The organism is Methylocystis sp. JAN1 (assembly GCF_052186135.1).
Lineage (GTDB): Bacteria > Pseudomonadota > Alphaproteobacteria > Rhizobiales > Beijerinckiaceae > Methylocystis.
In genome coordinates this window covers 3,969,428-3,986,015 of the sequence record NZ_CP181499.1, presented here as the reverse complement: position 1 = coordinate 3,986,015, position 16,588 = coordinate 3,969,428, and the positions used below count along the sequence as shown (strand labels likewise).

The following is a 16,588-nucleotide window of genomic DNA, read 5'->3' as shown; positions in this document are numbered from 1 at the left end:
AGAGGGAGCAGACGCCGCCAAGGACGATGAAGCATGACTGAAATTCGCGTTCCCGCTCTCGGCGAATCCGTCACCGAGGCGACGATCGGCCGTTGGTTCAAGAAGGCGGGCGACGCGGTGCGCGCCGACGAGGCCCTGGCCGAACTCGAGACCGACAAGGTGACCCTCGAAGTGAACGCGCCCGCCGCCGGCGTGCTCGCCGAGATCGTCGCCAAGGAAGGCGAGACGGTGACGCCCGGCGCGCTGCTCGGCCAGATCACGCCCGGCGCCGCCGCGCCGGCTCCGGCGCCCGCCGCCAAACCCGCCGCTCAACCTGCGCCCGCATCGGCCGCGGCGGCGCCGCAGCCCGCTTCGGCGCCCGTCGCGACCATGCCGCCTTCGCCCGCCGCCGCCAAGATCGCCGCCGAGAAGGGCGTAGACGTGTCGCAGGTCGCGGGCTCCGGCAAACGCGGGCAGGCGCTCAAATCCGACGTGATCGACTTCGCCGCGCGCGCCCCCGCCCCTGCCGCCGGGCCGGCGACGGAAGCGCGTGTCGAGCCGCCGCCGGCGCCCCGCGCGCCGGTCCCGCAGGAGGACGCCGCGCGCGAGGAGCGCGTGAAGATGACGCGGCTGCGTCAGACCATCGCGCGCCGCCTGAAGGAAGCGCAGAACGTCGCGGCCATGCTCACGACCTTCAATGAGGTCGACATGTCAATGCTGATCGCGCAGCGCAGCAAATACAAGGAGCTCTTCGAAAAGAAGCATGGCGTGAAGCTCGGCTTCATGGGCTATTTCGTGAAGGCCTGCTGCCAGGCGCTCGAAGAGATTCCCGCCGTCAACGCCGAGATCGACGGGACGGACGTCATCTATAAGCGCTTCTGCCACATCGGCGTCGCGGTCGGCACGGACAAGGGACTCGTGGTCCCCGTGGTGCGCGACGCCGACCGCCTGTCGCTCGCGGAGATCGAGAAGAGCATCGCGGCGCTCGGCAAGAAGGCGCGCGACGGCGCGCTCGACATTTCCGATCTGCAGGGCGGCACTTTCACCATCTCCAATGGCGGCGTCTACGGTTCGCTGATGTCGACGCCGATTTTGAACGCGCCGCAATCCGGCATTCTCGGCATGCACAAGATCCAGGAGCGCCCCGTCGCGGTTGACGGAAAGATCGAAATCCGCCCGATGATGTATCTGGCGCTTTCCTACGATCATCGCATCGTCGACGGAAGGGAGGCCGTGACTTTCCTCGTGCGCGTCAAGGAGACGCTGGAGGATCCCGGCCGGCTGGCGCTGGGCCTGTAAAGCGAGGCTCGCCGCCTGACATTTCGGCTCCGAGCCCTAGATGCAGGTCTCTGTCCGGCAAGGACCCTGTATCTTGGCTCTGGATCGTTCAGGCGATGGCGACGGCAGACACGCAGCGCCTCGCGCCCTTGCAGCGCGAGGCGGTCGCACCCCGAGAGGCGGGCGCCCCCGAGGCCGTGTCGGCCGAGGAAGCCGCGCCCTTCTGGCGGCGCCATCCCTTTTTGTGGGCGCTTTCCGCGCTTTTGCTGCTTCTGCTCGCGGGCGCTGCTTATCTCTATTGGGACCATTCGCGTCGTTTCGAGGAGACGGACGACGCCTTTGTCGACGCGCGCCAGTTCGCCGTCGCGCCGAAAGTTTCCGGCTATGTGACCGAGGTCCGCGTCACAGACAATCAGCATGTCGCCAAGGGAGATGTCATCGCGGTGATCGATCCGCGCGACTATCGCATCGCGTTCGAGCGCGCGCAGGCGCAGGAGGCCGCGGCGCGCTCGACTTTGCAGAATCTCGGCGCGCAGGTCGCCTCGCAGCGCGCGCAGGTCGGCGAGTCGCGCGCCGAGGTCGCGCAGGCCGAGGCCGCCTTGCGTTTCGCGCAGCAGGAAGCCGCCCGCTCCCGCGAACTCGCGCAACGCGGCTCCGGCACTGTGCAGCGCGAGCAGCAGGCGACGTCGACCTTGCAACAGCAGCAATCGAGCCGCAACCGCGCGCAGCAGGGCGTCGCCGCAGCGAAAGCGCAGGTCGGCTCCATCGCCGCGCAGCGACAGACCGCGGAAGCAAATCTGCGCGAGGCGGAGGCGGAGACGCGGCAGGCCGAACTCAATCTCGACTACACGCAGGTCGTCGCCGCGCAAAGCGGCCGCGTAGTGCGGCTGACGGCGGCGGTGGGGCAATACGCCCAGGCCGGCGCCGCGCTCGCCATGTTCGTGCCCGACGACATCTGGGTCACGGCGAATTACAAGGAGACCCAGCTCGCGAACATGCGCGTCGGCCAGAAAGCGCGGATCGACATCGACGCCTATCCGGGCCGCCCTTTGGAGGGGCGCGTGGCGAGCATTCAGCCCGGCTCCGGCGCGGCCTTCTCGCTGCTGCCGCCGGAAAACGCCACCGGCAATTATGTGAAGATCGTGCAGCGCGTGCCGGTGAAGATCATCTTCGACCATCCGCCGACCGATGTGGCGCTCGGCCCCGGCATGTCCGTCGTGCCGGTCGTGCGCGTCGATCCGCGCCCGTCGCTTTATGAGCGGCTGCGGGCGGCGCTGTGAGCAGGGCGCCGCCCGCCAACCCCTGGGCCATCGCGGTCGTCGTCTCGGTCGCAACCTTCATGGAAGTGCTCGATACGACGATCGCCAATGTCGCGCTTCCCTACATCGCCGGCGGCATGGCCGTGAGCGCGGACGAAGCCACCTGGGTCGTCACCACCTACCTTGTCTCGAACGCGGTCATCCTCACGGCGAGCAGCTGGTTCGCGCGCAGGCTGGGCCGCAAGCGGTTCTTTCTCATTTGCCTCGCGCTGTTCACGACGAGTTCGATCCTTTGCGGCTTCGCCTGGGACCTTCGCTCGCTCCTCTTGTTTCGCATTTTGCAGGGACTGGGCGGCGGCGGCATGGTGCCCGTGTCGCAATCCATCCTCGCCGACGCCTTTCCGCCGGAAAAACGCGGGCAGGGCTTCGCGCTTTTCGGCGTCGCGGTCGTCGTCGCGCCGGTCGTCGGCCCGACGCTCGGCGGTTGGCTTTCCGATAATTTCTCCTGGCACTGGTGCTTTCTCATCAATGGGCCCATCGGCCTGCTCTCCATCGGGCTGGTCGAAGCCTTCATCCCCGGCGATCACCCGGACAGGCCGCGCGAGCCGTTCGATCTCATCGGTTTTGCGCTTGTCTCGATCTTTCTCGGCACGCTGGAAGTCACGCTCGACCGCGGCCAGATCGAGGACTGGTTCAATTCGACCTTCATCGTTACGACCGCCTCGATCTGCGGTCTCGCTTTTTTGCTGATGATCCCCTGGGAGCTGGCGCGCGCGCATCCCGTCGTCGACATCAGGCTGATCGCGACGCGGCAGTTCGGCTCCTGTTTCGTCGTGATGCTGGCGACGGGCGCAATCCTTATCGCGACAACGCAGATGCTTCCGCAAATGCTGCAGCTCAATTTCGGCTATACGGCCATGCTCGCGGGCCTCGTGCTCTCGCCGGGCGGCCTCGTCACCATGGCCATGATGCTCGTCGTCGGCCGTCTTTCGACCTTTGTCCAGCCGCGTTACCTCATCGCGACCGGCGCGGCGATCGTATCGCTCGCCATGTGGGGCCTCACAAGCCTGTCGGGCGATCTCGATTTCTGGTTTTTCGCGCGCTCGCGCATCTATATCGGCGTCGGGCTGCCGCTGATCTTCATCCCCATCACCGCCGCCTCCTATGACGGCGCGCCCCCGGACAAGACCGACCAGGCCTCGGCGCTCATCAATGTCGCGCGCAATGTGGGCGGCTCCATGGGCGTGTCGCTGGCGCAGAACGTGCTTGCCTGGCGGGAGCAGTTTCATGAGAGCCGCCTCTCCGAACATATCGTCGCCTCCGACGTCCAGTATCAGGCCGCGATCCGCCGCCTCGCGGACGCCTTCATCGCCCTCGGCTCGGCGCCGGCGGAAGCGCAGCGGCAGGCGTTCGGCTGGGTGGCCCGCCAGCTTGCGGCGCAGACCGCGCTTCTCGCCTATATCGACGTGTTCTTCGTCCTGGCGCTCGTCGCCGCGGCCGTTGCGCCGCTGGCCTTCATCCTCCGCCGCTCGCGGCCCGGCGCCGCTCCTGCAGTCATGCATTAGATTGCGCCGGCGGTCGGCAAGATTGAGCGCCCTCTTTAAAAGCGCCCGAAAAGTCACATTTCTAGATGCAAGGCGCGCTGCGCGGCAGGCGTCGATGGGCGGGTCTTTTACGGACGCCGAGGAGGAGCCTATGCAAGCCAAAATGACAATTGAACACAAGGCGCCCTTGTTGACGCCGGAGCAGTTCGCCAATCTCGGCGACGGCATGATCGCCTATGTCAAGGAGATGCGCTCGGAGGACGTGAACCGTCTCTACCCGCAAGCGCCTCAGATCCAACCGGGCCTCACGATTTTCGCGCTGATCGGCGCCGACGGCGCGCCCATCGTCCTCGCCGACACGGAAGAGGGCGCGATCGGCAACGCCCGCGAGAACGACCTGACGATGGTCAGCCTTCACTGAACCATGCGCCCTTCCGGCCGCTTGAGGCCGGAGGCGCTTAGTCTCTTTTCAGCAAAGCCTACAATCCGCGAGGCAGGGAATTTGCTTTCGTGAGCGATAGGGGCGTCGCGCCCCGTCACGGAGGCGCTCATGCCGGCAAACGAAATCTTCGCTGTCTGTCACGTCAACGATGTCGCCAAGCGCGGCGCGGCCGGCTTCGTCCTCGCGCGCCGCGACGGCGACAAGACCGTGGCCTTTCCGATTTTCGTCGTTCGACAGGGCAAAACATATCACGCCTACCTCAATCGCTGCCCGCATCAGGGCGCGCGGATCGACTTCCAGCCGGGCCATTTCCTCGATCAGGGCCACCGCGCCATCATCTGCGGCAAGCATGGCGCGCTGTTCGACCTCGCCACAGGCGCTTGCCATGACGGACCTTGCGCGGGCGCGGCGCTGGAAAAGATCGAGGTCGTCATCGACGGCGAGGACGTCTGCATCACAGGGGTGGAGCTCGCCGAGGAGGACGGGCTCGATCGCGTCGAACACGACGAGGCGCCGCAGATCATGATCACGTCGGACTGAGGGGCGCCCTCCGCCTCAAACGGAGGCGGCTCACCCGCCGCCGAAAAGCTGTTCAAAAATATTCCTGTCCGGCGCCGCAGGCCGGCGGCGGCGCGGGTTTGGAGGCGGGACGGCCCCGGCGTTGGGGATGTCCTCGGGCGGCAGCAACTCGTCAATCTCGCGGGTGCTCGCACGCCTGCCGCGCGGAGGCGGCGGCGGGATGGTCGCGGTGTCGTCGCGCGGCTCGATGGCCGAGGACTCCTCGGGCGGCGCGTCGCTTTCCGGCTGGATCGCGACGGCGCGCTTCTGGGACCTGGCCTGGGGCGCGGGCTTGTCCGGCCCGGCGAAGATGCCGATCAGATCGTCGAGCGGCTTGGCGACGATGTCCTCCACCACCTCCGAACGCCATGCCCCGGTCGGGAGGCCCGCCACCGGCGCGCCTTTATGGGCGATCGTCATATAGCGGCTCCAGATCTCGACCGGCAGATTGCCCCCCGACGCTTTTTTGGTCGGAGAGCTGTCGTCATTTCCAAGCCAGACGCCGGTGACGAGGCGGCTCGTATAGCCGACGAACCATGCGTCGCGGAAATCCTGGCTGGTGCCGGTCTTCCCCGCCGCCTGCCAGCCGGGAAGATCCGCCTTGCGCGCCGTGCCGGTCGTGAGCGTCTCCTGCATCATGGCGTTCATCATCGCCACATATTGCGGCTCGATCACGCGGCCGAAGCTCGAGCCCTTGCGCTGATAGAGCGTCTTGCCGCTCGCGGTCTTCACGCGGACGATGATGTGCGGCTGCACGCCGACGCCGCCATTGGCGAAGGGCGCGTAAGCCGTGACGAGCTCCAGCGGCGTCACTTCCGACGTGCCGAGGGCGATGGAGGCGTTGGGTTGAAGCTCCGATTGTATGCCGAGGCGATGCGCGGTCCTCACCACGGTCTTCGGCCCGACTTCCATGCCGACGCGAACGGCCACCGTATTGAGCGACAGCGCCAGCGCCTTGGTGAGCGTGACGGGGCCGAAATATTCGTGGCTGTAATTTTCGGGCGTCCAGCCCTTGATGTTGAGCGGGCCGTCCTCGCGCACCGAGTCGGGCGTCAGCCCATGTTCGAGGCCGGCGAGATAGATGAAGGGCTTGAAGGCCGAGCCCGGCTGGCGTTTCGCCGAGACGGCGCGGTTGAACTGGCTTTCGGAATAGTCGCGGCCGCCCACGAGCGCGCGAATGGCGCCGTTCGGGTCCATCGAGACGATCGCGCCCTGCGAGACGTTGAATTTCGCGCCCTTTTTTTCCAGCTCTTCCTTCAGGGCGCCCTCGGCGACGGCCTGAAGGCGCGGGTCGATGGTCGTCGTGACGACGATGTCCTGATCGATGGCGCCGATCGTGTCGTCGAGCATGTCCATGACATAATCGGCGGCGTAATTGATCGAGCCCGCGCCCTGCTCCTTGACGGCGCGCGCGGGACGGGCGAGGGCGGCCTTGGCCATGGCCTCGCTGATATGCCCCTCCTGCGCCATGGCGGTGATGACCTGCGCGGCGCGCTCGCTCGCCCCTTCGGGATTTCTGTCCGGCGCGAGCTTGCTCGGCGCTTTCATGAGGCCCGCGAGCACGGCGGACTCGGAGAGCGTCGCCGTCCTGGCGCTGTGGCCGAAATAGCGCTGCGTCGCCGCCTCGACGCCATAGGCGCCGGAACCGAAATAGACGCGGTTGAGATAGAGTTCGAGGATCTGGTCCTTCGAATATTTGTGCTCGAGCCAGAGCGCGAGGATCGCTTCCTGAATTTTGCGGGAGAGGGTGCGCTCCTGCGTGAGGAAGAGGTTTTTGGCGAGCTGCTGGGTGAGCGTCGAGCCGCCCTGCATGCCGCCGCGTCCCGATACGTTGCGCAGCAGCGCGCGGGCGACGCCCTGCGGATCGACGCCCCAATGCGAATAAAAGCGCCGGTCCTCGATGGCGATGAAAGCCTTGGGCAGATAGGGCGGCAGGTCCGCAATGCGGATCGCCGCGCCGCCTGTGTCGCCGCGATTGGCGAGAAGCTCGCCATCCGAGCCCATGATGGCGATGTTGGGCGGGCGCTTCGGGACCGCGAGCTGGTCGATGGGCGGAAGCTGCGAGCCGTAATACACCGCCAGCGCGCCGCCGCCGATCAGGCCCCATATTGAGAGGGTGAAAGCCCAGTAGAAAAGCGCGCCGATCATCGACCCCGTTCGCCGTCTTGGCCTCAGTCTGGCGGGCTCGGGGGCGTCGCCGTCCTCGAACGTTTCCGGCTCCTCCGGCTCAGGGGCGCGCTCCCCGCGACGCGGCGGCCGCTTCTCGGCGCGCAGGACGCGGTCATCCGCCTTGTCGTCGAATCTCGGTTCCTGACGTTTGCCGCCGCGCGCCATCATCTTCGCCTCGAGGCTCTCCGCCGCCGCCTCCTCGCGCCATGGATTCAATTTAAGGAAGGCGCTTTAAGGGCCGGTTAAGAAATTGGGGCGGGGGCGCGTCTACCAATATTTGTGATTTTTTGCGAGAAATGCGCCATGCGCACAATGACGATCTCCCCTCCGACCAGCAGGCCCGCCGCATACAGCAGGCGGTGGAAACGGGGGCCTATGCTTCGAACAGCGAAGTTCTCAGAGAAGCGCTTCGCCTCTGGGAGCAGCAGGAGGAGCTTAGGGCGCTTGAAATCGAGCGGCTCAGGCAGGCCTATGAGGCTGGGCTCGCGAGCGGTCCTGCCCGCGAGATCGAGGCGGACGCGCTTTTGGCGGAATTCAAGAGGAAAGTCGGGCTGAGTGGCTAAGGTCGTTCTGACGCCGGCGGCGGAGACGGCGCTTTTCGATATCTGGGCGACGATTGCAATCGACAATGTTCTCGCTGCCGACGGTCTCTTCGGGCGCATGATGAAAAAGCGCGGCTTGCCGCTGAGAATCCGCTGGTGGGCGCGCCGCGCCGGAACTCAGTCCGAGCGCCCGTATCCTTATCGAAGGCCGCTACGTCATTATCTTCGAGCCCTTAACGGGAGGCGTCACAATTATCGCCATCGTCCATGGCGCGCGGGACCCGGAGAGCTGGCTCGGCGGGCGAATTCTCCACAAGGCCCGGCCTGCCGCCCCTTGCGATTCCGCCGCTGCCTTGTCAAAGTCTCCGCCCCCGGCGCGAGGCGCCCAGTAAGACGTGGACGGTATTGCGGCGATGAAGGTCACGATCGAGAGAGCGGCTCTGTTGCGGGCGCTCGGCCATGTTCACCGTGTCGTCGAACGTCGCACCACCATTCCCATTCTCGCCAACGTCCTTATCGACGCGCGCGACGGCGCGCTGACGCTGAAGGCGACGGACCTCGACCTCGAAATCACCGAGAAGACCGCCGCCGAGGTGGGGCAGGCGGGCGCCACGACGCTTCCCGCGCATACGCTTTACGACATTGTCCGCAAGCTCCCCGAGGGCGCGCAGGTGTCGCTCGACGAGAGCGGCGAGACTGGCCAGCTCACGCTGCGCTCCGGCCGGTCGCGCTTCAATCTCTCGACCCTGCCGGAAAGCGATTTTCCCGACGTCACCTCGGGCGAGTTCAGCCACAAATTCTCGCTGCCGCCGGGCGACCTCAAGCGGCTGATCGAGAAGACGCAATTCGCGATCTCCAGCGAGGAGACGCGCTATTATCTCAACGGCATCTACATCCACGCCATGGAGGTCGACGGCCAGCCCATGCTGCGGGCCGTGGCGACCGACGGCCATCGCCTCGCGCGGCTCGAATTGCCGGCGCCGGAGGGCTGCGCCGGCATGCCCGGAGTGATCCTGCCGCGCAAGGCGGTGCAGGAAGTGCAGAAGCTCATCGAGGACGCGCAGGGCGAGGTGCTGGTCGAGCTTTCCACCAACAAAATGCGCTTCTCCTTCGGCGACGCTCTGCTGACGACCAAGCTGATCGACGGCACTTTCCCTGATTACGCGCGCGTCATTCCGGCCAATAACGACAAGCGCCTGACGGTGGAGCGCGACGTCTTCGCCAAGGCGGTCGACCGCGTCTCGACCATCTCCTCGGAACGCGGCCGCGCGGTGAAGCTCGCCCTCACCTCCGGCAAGCTCGTTCTCTCCGTCACCAATCCGGACCAGGGCTCGGCGGTCGAGGAGATCGAGGCGGACTATGACGGCGAGCCGCTCGATGTCGGCTTCAACGCCCGCTATCTGCTGGACATCACGCAACAGCTCGACAGCGACACGGCGCTCTTCAAGCTCGCCGATCCCGGTTCGCCCACGCTGATCCAGGACCGCGACGGCGCGAACGCGCTTTATGTGCTGATGCCGATGCGGGTCTGACAACCCTTTATATGGGCTTCCGCCTGATTGCTTCGCGACGACGCTCCCGGCGAACGGATCCCGGCGCGCGGCTACCGCAAAGGCCGTTTCGGATTGACGAATATGCCGGCGAGCAGCCCGAAACCGAAGCCCGAGAGATGCGCCGCGAGGCTCGACATGGGCAGCAGGAAATCGGCCGCGATCTGAACCAGCATGGCGAGGCCGAGCGCTGTGGCGCGAAAGGCGTCGAGGCTTGCGCGGTGGCGCAGCCAGTCCTTGATCCTCAGCGCGCCGACCACGCCGAAGAGCGCGAAGATCGCGCCCGACGCCCCGACGTACAGCCCGTAGCCGACCAAGCCGCTCGCCATCAGGCCGAGCACGAAGACCGACGAAAACAGCGCGCCGCCAAGATAGACGGCGAAGGTCTTGAGCGAACCCGCCTCGTTCTCCAGCTCGCGGCCGACAAGCGCGAGCATCATCATGTTCAGCGCGAAATGCAGCGGGCCGTAATGCAGGAAGGCGGACGTCAGAACGCGCCATTCCTCGCCATGCAGCGCGAGCGGCGCCCATAGCGCGCCGAGCGTAATGAGCGTTTCGGCGTTTTGCGAGCCGCCGAGGCCGATCTCCGCAACGAACGCCGCCGAATTGGCCGCGAGGAGCAGCAGGGTTGCGGGCGGCAGCCGCCAGCCGCGCGCCAGCCGCGCGCTTTCCGCCGCGGCGCGCAAAGCCACGCCTTCCACGATTTCCTGCGCCTCCGCGGAGAGGTGAGGACGCGGCGTCCCGAATTTCGCGAGCTGGCGGCGGGCGGCGATCGCCGCGGGCGTCTCCTTGCGGCTCACGGCGAGGCCCTCGAACGCGGCGCGGGCGCTCGCCTCGTCTCCCGCCTGGCGCCTGGAGATCGCGACCCAATAGGCCGCCGCGTCCGGGTCGAGCCGCATCACGCGCGTCGCCAGCTCCTCGACCGCATGCGGGCGCCCCGCAAAAGCGAGGACGAACAGCCAGGAAAAGACTGTCTGCTCGAGCGGCGTGGAATCGGCGGAGCGCGCATAATCCCGGATCATTTCCTCGATGCGGCCGGTTTCGCCGAGCGCGCGCAGGCGGTAGCCGGAAAGCTGGCGTGCGTTCTCCGGGTTTTGCGCGAGCACAAGCGCCTTCTCCCAGTCGCCGCGATCGGCGAGAAGGCGCGTCTCGATGACGGCCGCCTGTTCCGCGGGCGCCTCTGCGGCGAGGGCGGCGAAGGCGCGGGCCTTCTCACGCGGGTCGTCGATCGCCGCTGCGCGGGCGAAGGCGGCCGAGAGGCGCATGGCGGGCGACGGATGAAAAAAGGCCATGAGGTCGGCGCAGCGCGCCGCCGCCTCAAGCCGCCCGGCGCGCGCGTAATGGGCTTGAAGGGCGCCGAGCGCCAGCGGCGCGGCGACGAGCGGGAAGAAGACGAGCGAAACGAGGCCGCCGGCCTCCTGCGGATAGGCCCAGAGCGCGAAGCCGCCGACAAGCAACACCAGCCCGTTGACCAGCGCGAAGGAAGTGAGTTCGCGCCGGCGCTGAACGAGGCCGAGAAGGATCGACAGAGCGGAAAGCGCCATCAGATTGACGGCGAGAATGGTTTGAAAATCCATTTGGCGTCCGGCCGCTCCGCAATTTGCGGGCGAGCATGTCCGACGAGGCGCGGCGGAGTCAAATGACCCCTTCGCCGCGCTTGCGATTGCAGGGCCGGCGCCCCATTGTTGAGAGCGCGGCCTTCGCCCGCGCAATAGAGCGCCATGCTGGATTTCTACGCCTTTCTCTGGCCTTGGCTGACAGCCTGCCTCGCTGTGGGGGCGGCGACCGGTGCGCTCGCCGCGGAAGCGCCGACCCGCAGGGGGCCCGCGCGCTGGCTGATATGGGCGGCGCTCGCTTCTCTGGCCGCCGCCGCTTCTGTCGCGCTCGGCGCGGCGCAAGGCGCGATCTCGATTCATGTCGAAAGCGCGCTTGCCTGCTTCGTCTCCTTCATCGCGGGCTGCCTTGCCGGCGCCGGCGCGATGCGCAGAAGCCTCGCCGCGCATGAACGCTGGGCGCTCGGGCTTGCCCCCGCCGCGCTGCTCTGGTTCGGCGCGACGCATGTGGCCCAGCCCGCTTATCAGGCCGCCTTGCAGAAGCGGGTGGCGGCCTTGGCGCAGGCGGCGGGCGTCGACGCCGCGGGCGTCGCGCTTTCGGGCCGCGACGTGATGGCGACGTCGGCCGTCCTTCAGGACCAGGATCTTATGGCGCAAATCGCGGCCGCGCCGGGCGTGCGCCGCGTTGTCGATGCGTCGCCGCGGCAGGAACGGGCCGAACCGGCCCCGAAGCCTGCCGATGTCAGGCCCGATGCGACCGCCACGATTCCGCCGCAGCCGCAGGTCCCGCCGCCGGATGGCCCTCGGGAGGTTCTCGCCGCGCTGCCCGCCGGCGATCTCGACGCCGCGACCTGCCAGCGCGCGCTCGACGCCGTCGCGGCGTCGGAGCCCGTCGCCTTTCATGCGGCGCGCGCAACCGTCAATCGCCGCGTCGCTCTCGCGCTGGATAAAGCGGCGGAGATCATCCGCCGCTGCCCGGACACAACGATCGAAGTGCGCGGCCATGGCGACGAAGGCGCCGCGGACGCGCTCTCGCAACGGCGCGCGGCGGCCGCGGAGCGTTATCTGCGCCGCGAAGGCGTCGCCGGGCGGCGTCTCGTCGCCGTCGGTTGCTGCGCGCAAAATGAGCGTCACGTCGGAACGATTGATTATATCGTGCGCTAGAGCGTTCTCTTTTGCGCAACCATGTTGGAACATTGATCAAACAATCGGCGCCGTTGCGCGGGCCCGTTTACGTCCGCGATCGCCTTGTTTAATCTTTCTTATGCTGCGCGCCGCAAAGCTGATGCCCCGCTGAAACGGATCGGTCCGGCTTTCTTGAATGCGGCCGGCGCAAGGCGTCGCGCCGGCCGCAGCTCCCGGACGCCTTGCCTGCGAGAACGGACTTGAACGCGATCGACATGACCCATCACGCCCACGCCGTCGCCGCGCTGAGGGACGACGTTTTGCGACGCCTCACTTACACGGTGGGAAAGGACAGCGCGACGGCGAGCCCGCGCGACTGGTTCGTCGCCACGGCGCTTGCGACGCGCGACCGCGTCGTCGAATCCTGGCTCGCCTCGACCAGGCGCAATTATCGCGAGGATCGTCGCCGGGTTTATTATCTCTCGCTCGAATTTCTGATCGGTCGTCTGCTGATTGACACGCTCACCAATCTGAGCCTCACCGGCGCCATGCGCGAGGCGCTCGCGGAACTCGGCGTCGATCTCGACAAACTGCGCGAGCTGGAGCCCGACGCGGCGCTCGGCAATGGCGGCCTGGGACGTCTCGCGGCCTGCTTCATGGACAGCATGGCGACGCTGGAAATCGCCGCGGTCGGCTACGGCATTCGTTACGATCACGGGCTTTTTCGCCAGACGATCAAGGACGGCTGGCAGCATGAATATCCGGAGGACTGGCTGTCCTTCGGCAATAGCTGGCAGTTCCCGCGTCCGGAAATCACCTATGACATCGGCTTTGGCGGCCATGTCGAAAACACGCGGCTGACCGACGGGCTGCTCGCTCATGTGTGGCGTCCCGGCGAGACCATCGTCGCCGTCGCCTATGACACGCCGGTCGTCGGCTGGCGCGGCAGGCATGTGAACACGCTGCGCCTGTGGTCGGCGCGCGCGCTCGATCCGTTGCGGCTCGACGCCTTCAATCAGGGCGACCATGTCGGCGCGCTCGCCGAGCAGGTGCGCGCCGAGGCGATCTCCAAAGTGCTCTATCCGAGCGACTCGACGCCCGCGGGCCAGGAACTGCGCCTGCGACAGGAATATTTCTTCGTCTCCGCCTCGCTTCAGGACCTGATCCGGCGGCACATGAAGCAGTCGGGCGACATCATGAAGCTCGCCGAGAAAAACGCGATCCAGCTCAACGACACGCATCCGGCGATCGGCGTCGCCGAGCTGATGCGCCTTCTCGTCGATGTGCATGGCGTCGAATGGAAGGAGGCGTGGAAGATCACGCAGGCGACCTTCTCCTACACGAACCACACGCTGCTGCCCGAGGCGCTGGAGACCTGGCCTGTGTGGTTGATGGAGAAGCTGCTGCCGCGCCACATGCAGATCATCTATCTCATCAACGCCATGCATCTCGACGGGCTGCGCGAGAAGGGCGTGCAGGACGCGGGCGTTCTTTCTTCCGTTTCGCTCATCGACGAGCACAATGGCCGCCATGTGCGCATGGGCCATCTCGCTTTTCTGGGCTCGCACAAGGTCAACGGCGTCTCGGCGCTGCATAGCGAGCTCGTGAAGGAGACGGTCTTCAAGGATTTCCACCGCCTCTATCCCGACCGCGTCGTCAACAAAACGAACGGCGTCACCTTCCGGCGCTGGCTGCTCGAGGCAAATCCGGCTCTGTCCCGGCTTCTGGCCGAGACGATCGGCGCGGGCGTCTTCGACGATCCCGAAAAGCTGATCGAACTCGAAAACTACGCGGACGACCCGGAATTTCAACAGCGTTTCGCCGCCGCCAAGCGCGAGAACAAGGAGCGCCTCGCCGCCAGGATCTTCGATACGGTTGGCGTGCGCGTCGATTCCAACGCGCTTTTCGACGTGCAGATCAAGCGGATTCACGAATACAAGCGCCAGCTGTTGAACGTGCTTGAAGCCGTCGCGCTCTATCTCGACATCAAGTCCCAGCCTTCCCGGGATTTCGTGCCCCGCGTGAAGATTTTCGCGGGAAAGGCGGCGGCGAGCTACATCCAGGCGAAGCTCATCATCAAGCTCGCCAACGACGTCGCACAGATCGTGAACGCCGATCCAGAGGCGCGGGGCCTGCTGAAAGTCGTCTTCCTGCCGAACTATAATGTGAGCCTCGCCGAGACGATCATTCCAGCGGCCGATCTCTCCGAGCAGATTTCGACCGCGGGCATGGAAGCCTCCGGCACCGGAAACATGAAATTCGCGCTTAACGGCGCGCTCACCATCGGCACGCTCGACGGCGCCAATGTCGAGATCCGCGAGCGCGTCGGCGACGGCAATATCTTCATCTTCGGCCTGACTGCGCAGGAGGTTGAGGAAAGCCGTGCGAGGGGCATCGATGCCCGCGAGACGATCGCGGCGAGCCCGCGCCTTGCCGAGGCGCTCTCGGCGGTCGCAGGCGGCATGTTCTCGCCGGACGACAAGCATCGCTATGCGCAACTCGTCGACACGCTGACCTATTACGATCACTTCCTGATCACGAAGGATTTCGACAGCTATTGCGACGCGCAGCGCAAGACCGACGCGCGCTGGCGCGACCAGAAAGCGTGGCGAAAGTCCTGCATTCTGAATACGGCGCGGGTGGCGTGGTTCTCGTCGGACCGGACGATCCGGGAATATGCGGACGAGATTTGGAAGGTAGCGACATAAGCGCGCTTAGAGGAAGCTCGATCCTCGCGGCTATGCGATCGCGCCGGGGGCGCGATCGCTGTCGAAGGTCGGGGAAATCAACCCACCTTACGGCGTAGCGGCGTGCGCAGGTTGAGTTTGGTCAGCCGAGGCGCTTCGCGCGGCGGCGCGACGAGCGCGGGCGCCGGCGCTTCATACTCTTCCTCCTCGACATAGTCCGTTTCGATGATCGAATGAGCTTCGGCGACCGGCTCGCGCCGCGCGGCGCCGGCGCTTTGCGCCACATGGGCGGCGCCGTTGAGGACCGCGCCGCGCGCGACCTCGATCGTCCCGCAATCCCATTTTCCCTCAACTCGGCCAGTGGCGCGAACGGAGAGAAGATGCTTGGTGACGATCTCGGCGCTGACCTGTCCGGCGATATCGGCGCTCGATACGTTGACTCTGCCCTTCACAACCCCCGACGGGCCGACGAGGAGGTGGTTGCAGGAAATCTCTCCGTCGAAAGTCCCGTCGATGACAATGCTGTCGCGCGCCCGGATCGCGCCCGTCATTTCCGCGCCATGACCGATATAGACGGCGTTTTCTTCGTCAGGCCTGAACGTCGCCATTTCGCTTCCCTCTCTCGCGAATCGCCTCGCTGCGAGGTTAAACTCTTTCGCGCTTCTCGCGGCAAATTCGTGTTCTGTTTGCACAAATCGCGAGGCGCCGCCTCGCGACGCGCCTGACAAGCTTGACTCGGAGGGGGCGCCTGCGCCTCCTTTTCTTTGCCCGGTCCCCGTTCCGGTCGGGTGGAGGCCAAGTTATGCCCTTGTTAAGGATGATGGTTCCCGCTTTTCGAGACATTGATCGTCTCGCTGCCGGCCCCTTTGTCGGCTGTGCGGCGGCCTTTTTACTCAGAGGCGCAAGAACAGGCGTGGGTTTCCGATGGTTGGCGGTCAGCGCTTTTCTCCTTCTCGCTTGCGCGCCAGCGCGCGCCGAAGATGCGTTGCCCTCCTGGAACGACGGCCCAGCCAAGGAGGCGATTCTCTCCTTCGCCGTCAGGGTGACGAAGGCGGACGGGCCGGACTATGTGGCGCCGGCGGAGCGCATCGCCGTCTTCGACAATGATGGCACGCTCTGGACGGAATGGCCGCTTTATACGCAGGGTTTCTTCACGCTCGAACGCGTGAGGCAATTGGCGCCGAAGCATCCGGAATGGTGCCGGCGGCAACCCTTCAGGGCGGCGCTGACGGGTGATTTCAAGACTCTCGCGGAAAGCGGCGCGAAGGGGATCAACGCGATCGTCGGCGCGACCTATGCGGGCGACACGCCCGAGGAATTTCAGGCGGAGGTCTCGGAATGGCTCGCGACCGCCGAACACCCGAAGTTCAAGGCGCATTACGACCGTCTTGTCTATCAGCCGATGCTGGAGCTTCTCGGTTTCCTGCGCGCCAAAGGATTCAAGATCTTCATCGTCTCGGGCGGCGGCGTCGAATTCATGCGCGCCTTCAGCGAGCGCGTCTATGGCGTGCCGCCTGAACAGGTGATCGGCTCGTCGATCGTCACCAGATATGAGGTCGTCGACGGCAAGTCGCGGCTCACGCGCGAGGCGAAAATCAATTTCATCGACGACAAGGCCGGCAAGCCGGTCGGCGTCAATCAATTTATCGGCCGCCGGCCAATCGCCGCCTTCGGCAATTCGGACGGCGATTTTCAGATGCTCGAGTGGACGACCGCCGGCGCGGGTCCACGTTTCGGCCTGATCGTTCATCACGACGACGCGGCGCGCGAAGCGGCCTATGACCGCAGGTCGTCCGTCGGGCGCCTCGACCGCGGGCTCGACGAAGCCGGCAAGCGCGGCTGGACGCTCGTCAGCATGAAGAACGACTGGAAGACGATCTTCCCGCCGCGGCGTTGAGCGGC

At 66.1% G+C, this 16,588-nt stretch carries 13 protein-coding genes; 10 read left to right on the top strand and 3 right to left on the bottom strand.

The genetic code is table 11. The annotated features are described in order from the left end of the window. Positions 1-33 precede the first annotated feature (33 nt). The 5 genes from odhB to ACNHKD_RS19015 all read left to right on the top strand — a co-directional run bounded on the left by odhB (position 34) and on the right by ACNHKD_RS19015 (position 5,042). Complete coding sequence (odhB, locus tag ACNHKD_RS19035; RefSeq protein WP_442755045.1) at positions 34-1,278, top strand: 2-oxoglutarate dehydrogenase complex dihydrolipoyllysine-residue succinyltransferase; 1,245 nt, start codon at positions 34-36, stop codon at positions 1,276-1,278. A 95-nt stretch (positions 1,279-1,373) separates the two neighbouring features. Beyond that, a complete protein-coding gene (locus ACNHKD_RS19030; RefSeq protein ID WP_442755044.1) occupies positions 1,374-2,537 on the top strand; it encodes an HlyD family secretion protein in 1,164 nt (387 codons plus the stop codon). Further along, entirely contained in the window at positions 2,534-4,081 is a 1,548-nt protein-coding gene (locus tag ACNHKD_RS19025; protein ID WP_442755043.1) for a DHA2 family efflux MFS transporter permease subunit, read from the top strand. The genes ACNHKD_RS19030 and ACNHKD_RS19025 overlap by 4 nt, the downstream gene beginning before the upstream one ends. 130 nt (positions 4,082-4,211) lie before the next feature. Next, positions 4,212-4,481 carry a DUF1150 family protein gene (locus tag ACNHKD_RS19020; protein ID WP_442755042.1) on the top strand — a complete coding sequence of 90 codons (270 nt, stop codon included), beginning with the start codon at positions 4,212-4,214 and terminating at the stop codon, positions 4,479-4,481. A gap of 129 nt (positions 4,482-4,610) precedes the next feature. Further along, on the top strand, positions 4,611-5,042 hold the full coding sequence (locus tag ACNHKD_RS19015) for a Rieske (2Fe-2S) protein (RefSeq protein ID WP_442755041.1): 432 nt from the start codon (positions 4,611-4,613) through the stop codon (positions 5,040-5,042). A 30-nt stretch (positions 5,043-5,072) separates the two neighbouring features. Here ACNHKD_RS19015 and ACNHKD_RS19010 read toward each other — a convergent pair whose 3' ends face one another. After that, positions 5,073-7,394, bottom strand: a complete 2,322-nt coding sequence (locus ACNHKD_RS19010) for a transglycosylase domain-containing protein (RefSeq protein WP_442756944.1) — start codon at positions 7,392-7,394, stop codon at positions 5,073-5,075. Between the two features lie 131 nt (positions 7,395-7,525). Here ACNHKD_RS19010 and ACNHKD_RS19005 point away from each other — a divergent pair, with 131 nt between their 5' ends. Together ACNHKD_RS19005 and dnaN are read left to right on the top strand one after the other, a co-directional pair. Next, on the top strand, positions 7,526-7,792 hold the full coding sequence (locus ACNHKD_RS19005) for a type II toxin-antitoxin system ParD family antitoxin (RefSeq protein ID WP_442755040.1): 267 nt from the start codon (positions 7,526-7,528) through the stop codon (positions 7,790-7,792). A gap of 392 nt (positions 7,793-8,184) precedes the next feature. Continuing rightward, complete coding sequence (gene dnaN / locus ACNHKD_RS19000) at positions 8,185-9,303, top strand: DNA polymerase III subunit beta (RefSeq protein WP_442756943.1); 1,119 nt, start codon at positions 8,185-8,187, stop codon at positions 9,301-9,303. A gap of 71 nt (positions 9,304-9,374) precedes the next feature. Here the strand turns inward: dnaN and ACNHKD_RS18995 are convergent, their stop codons facing one another. Then, positions 9,375-10,898, bottom strand: coding sequence for a rhomboid family intramembrane serine protease (locus ACNHKD_RS18995; RefSeq protein ID WP_442755039.1), 1,524 nt, complete (start codon positions 10,896-10,898; stop codon positions 9,375-9,377). A gap of 144 nt (positions 10,899-11,042) precedes the next feature. Between ACNHKD_RS18995 and ACNHKD_RS18990 the strand changes: the two genes are divergently transcribed. Together ACNHKD_RS18990 and ACNHKD_RS18985 are read left to right on the top strand one after the other, a co-directional pair. Beyond that, on the top strand, positions 11,043-12,038 hold the full coding sequence (locus tag ACNHKD_RS18990; RefSeq protein ID WP_442755038.1) for an OmpA family protein: 996 nt from the start codon (positions 11,043-11,045) through the stop codon (positions 12,036-12,038). A gap of 236 nt (positions 12,039-12,274) precedes the next feature. Further along, on the top strand, positions 12,275-14,707 hold the full coding sequence (locus ACNHKD_RS18985) for a glycogen/starch/alpha-glucan phosphorylase (protein ID WP_442756942.1): 2,433 nt from the start codon (positions 12,275-12,277) through the stop codon (positions 14,705-14,707). Positions 14,708-14,784: 77 nt separating this feature from the next. Here the strand turns inward: ACNHKD_RS18985 and ACNHKD_RS18980 are convergent, their stop codons facing one another. Then, a complete protein-coding gene (locus ACNHKD_RS18980) occupies positions 14,785-15,294 on the bottom strand; it encodes a bactofilin family protein (protein ID WP_442755037.1) in 510 nt (169 codons plus the stop codon). Positions 15,295-15,671: 377 nt separating this feature from the next. On the opposite strand from ACNHKD_RS18980, the gene ACNHKD_RS18975 reads away from it, so the two are divergent. Further along, a complete protein-coding gene (locus ACNHKD_RS18975) occupies positions 15,672-16,583 on the top strand; it encodes an HAD family hydrolase (RefSeq protein ID WP_442755036.1) in 912 nt (303 codons plus the stop codon). The last annotated feature ends 5 nt before the right edge of the window (positions 16,584-16,588 follow it).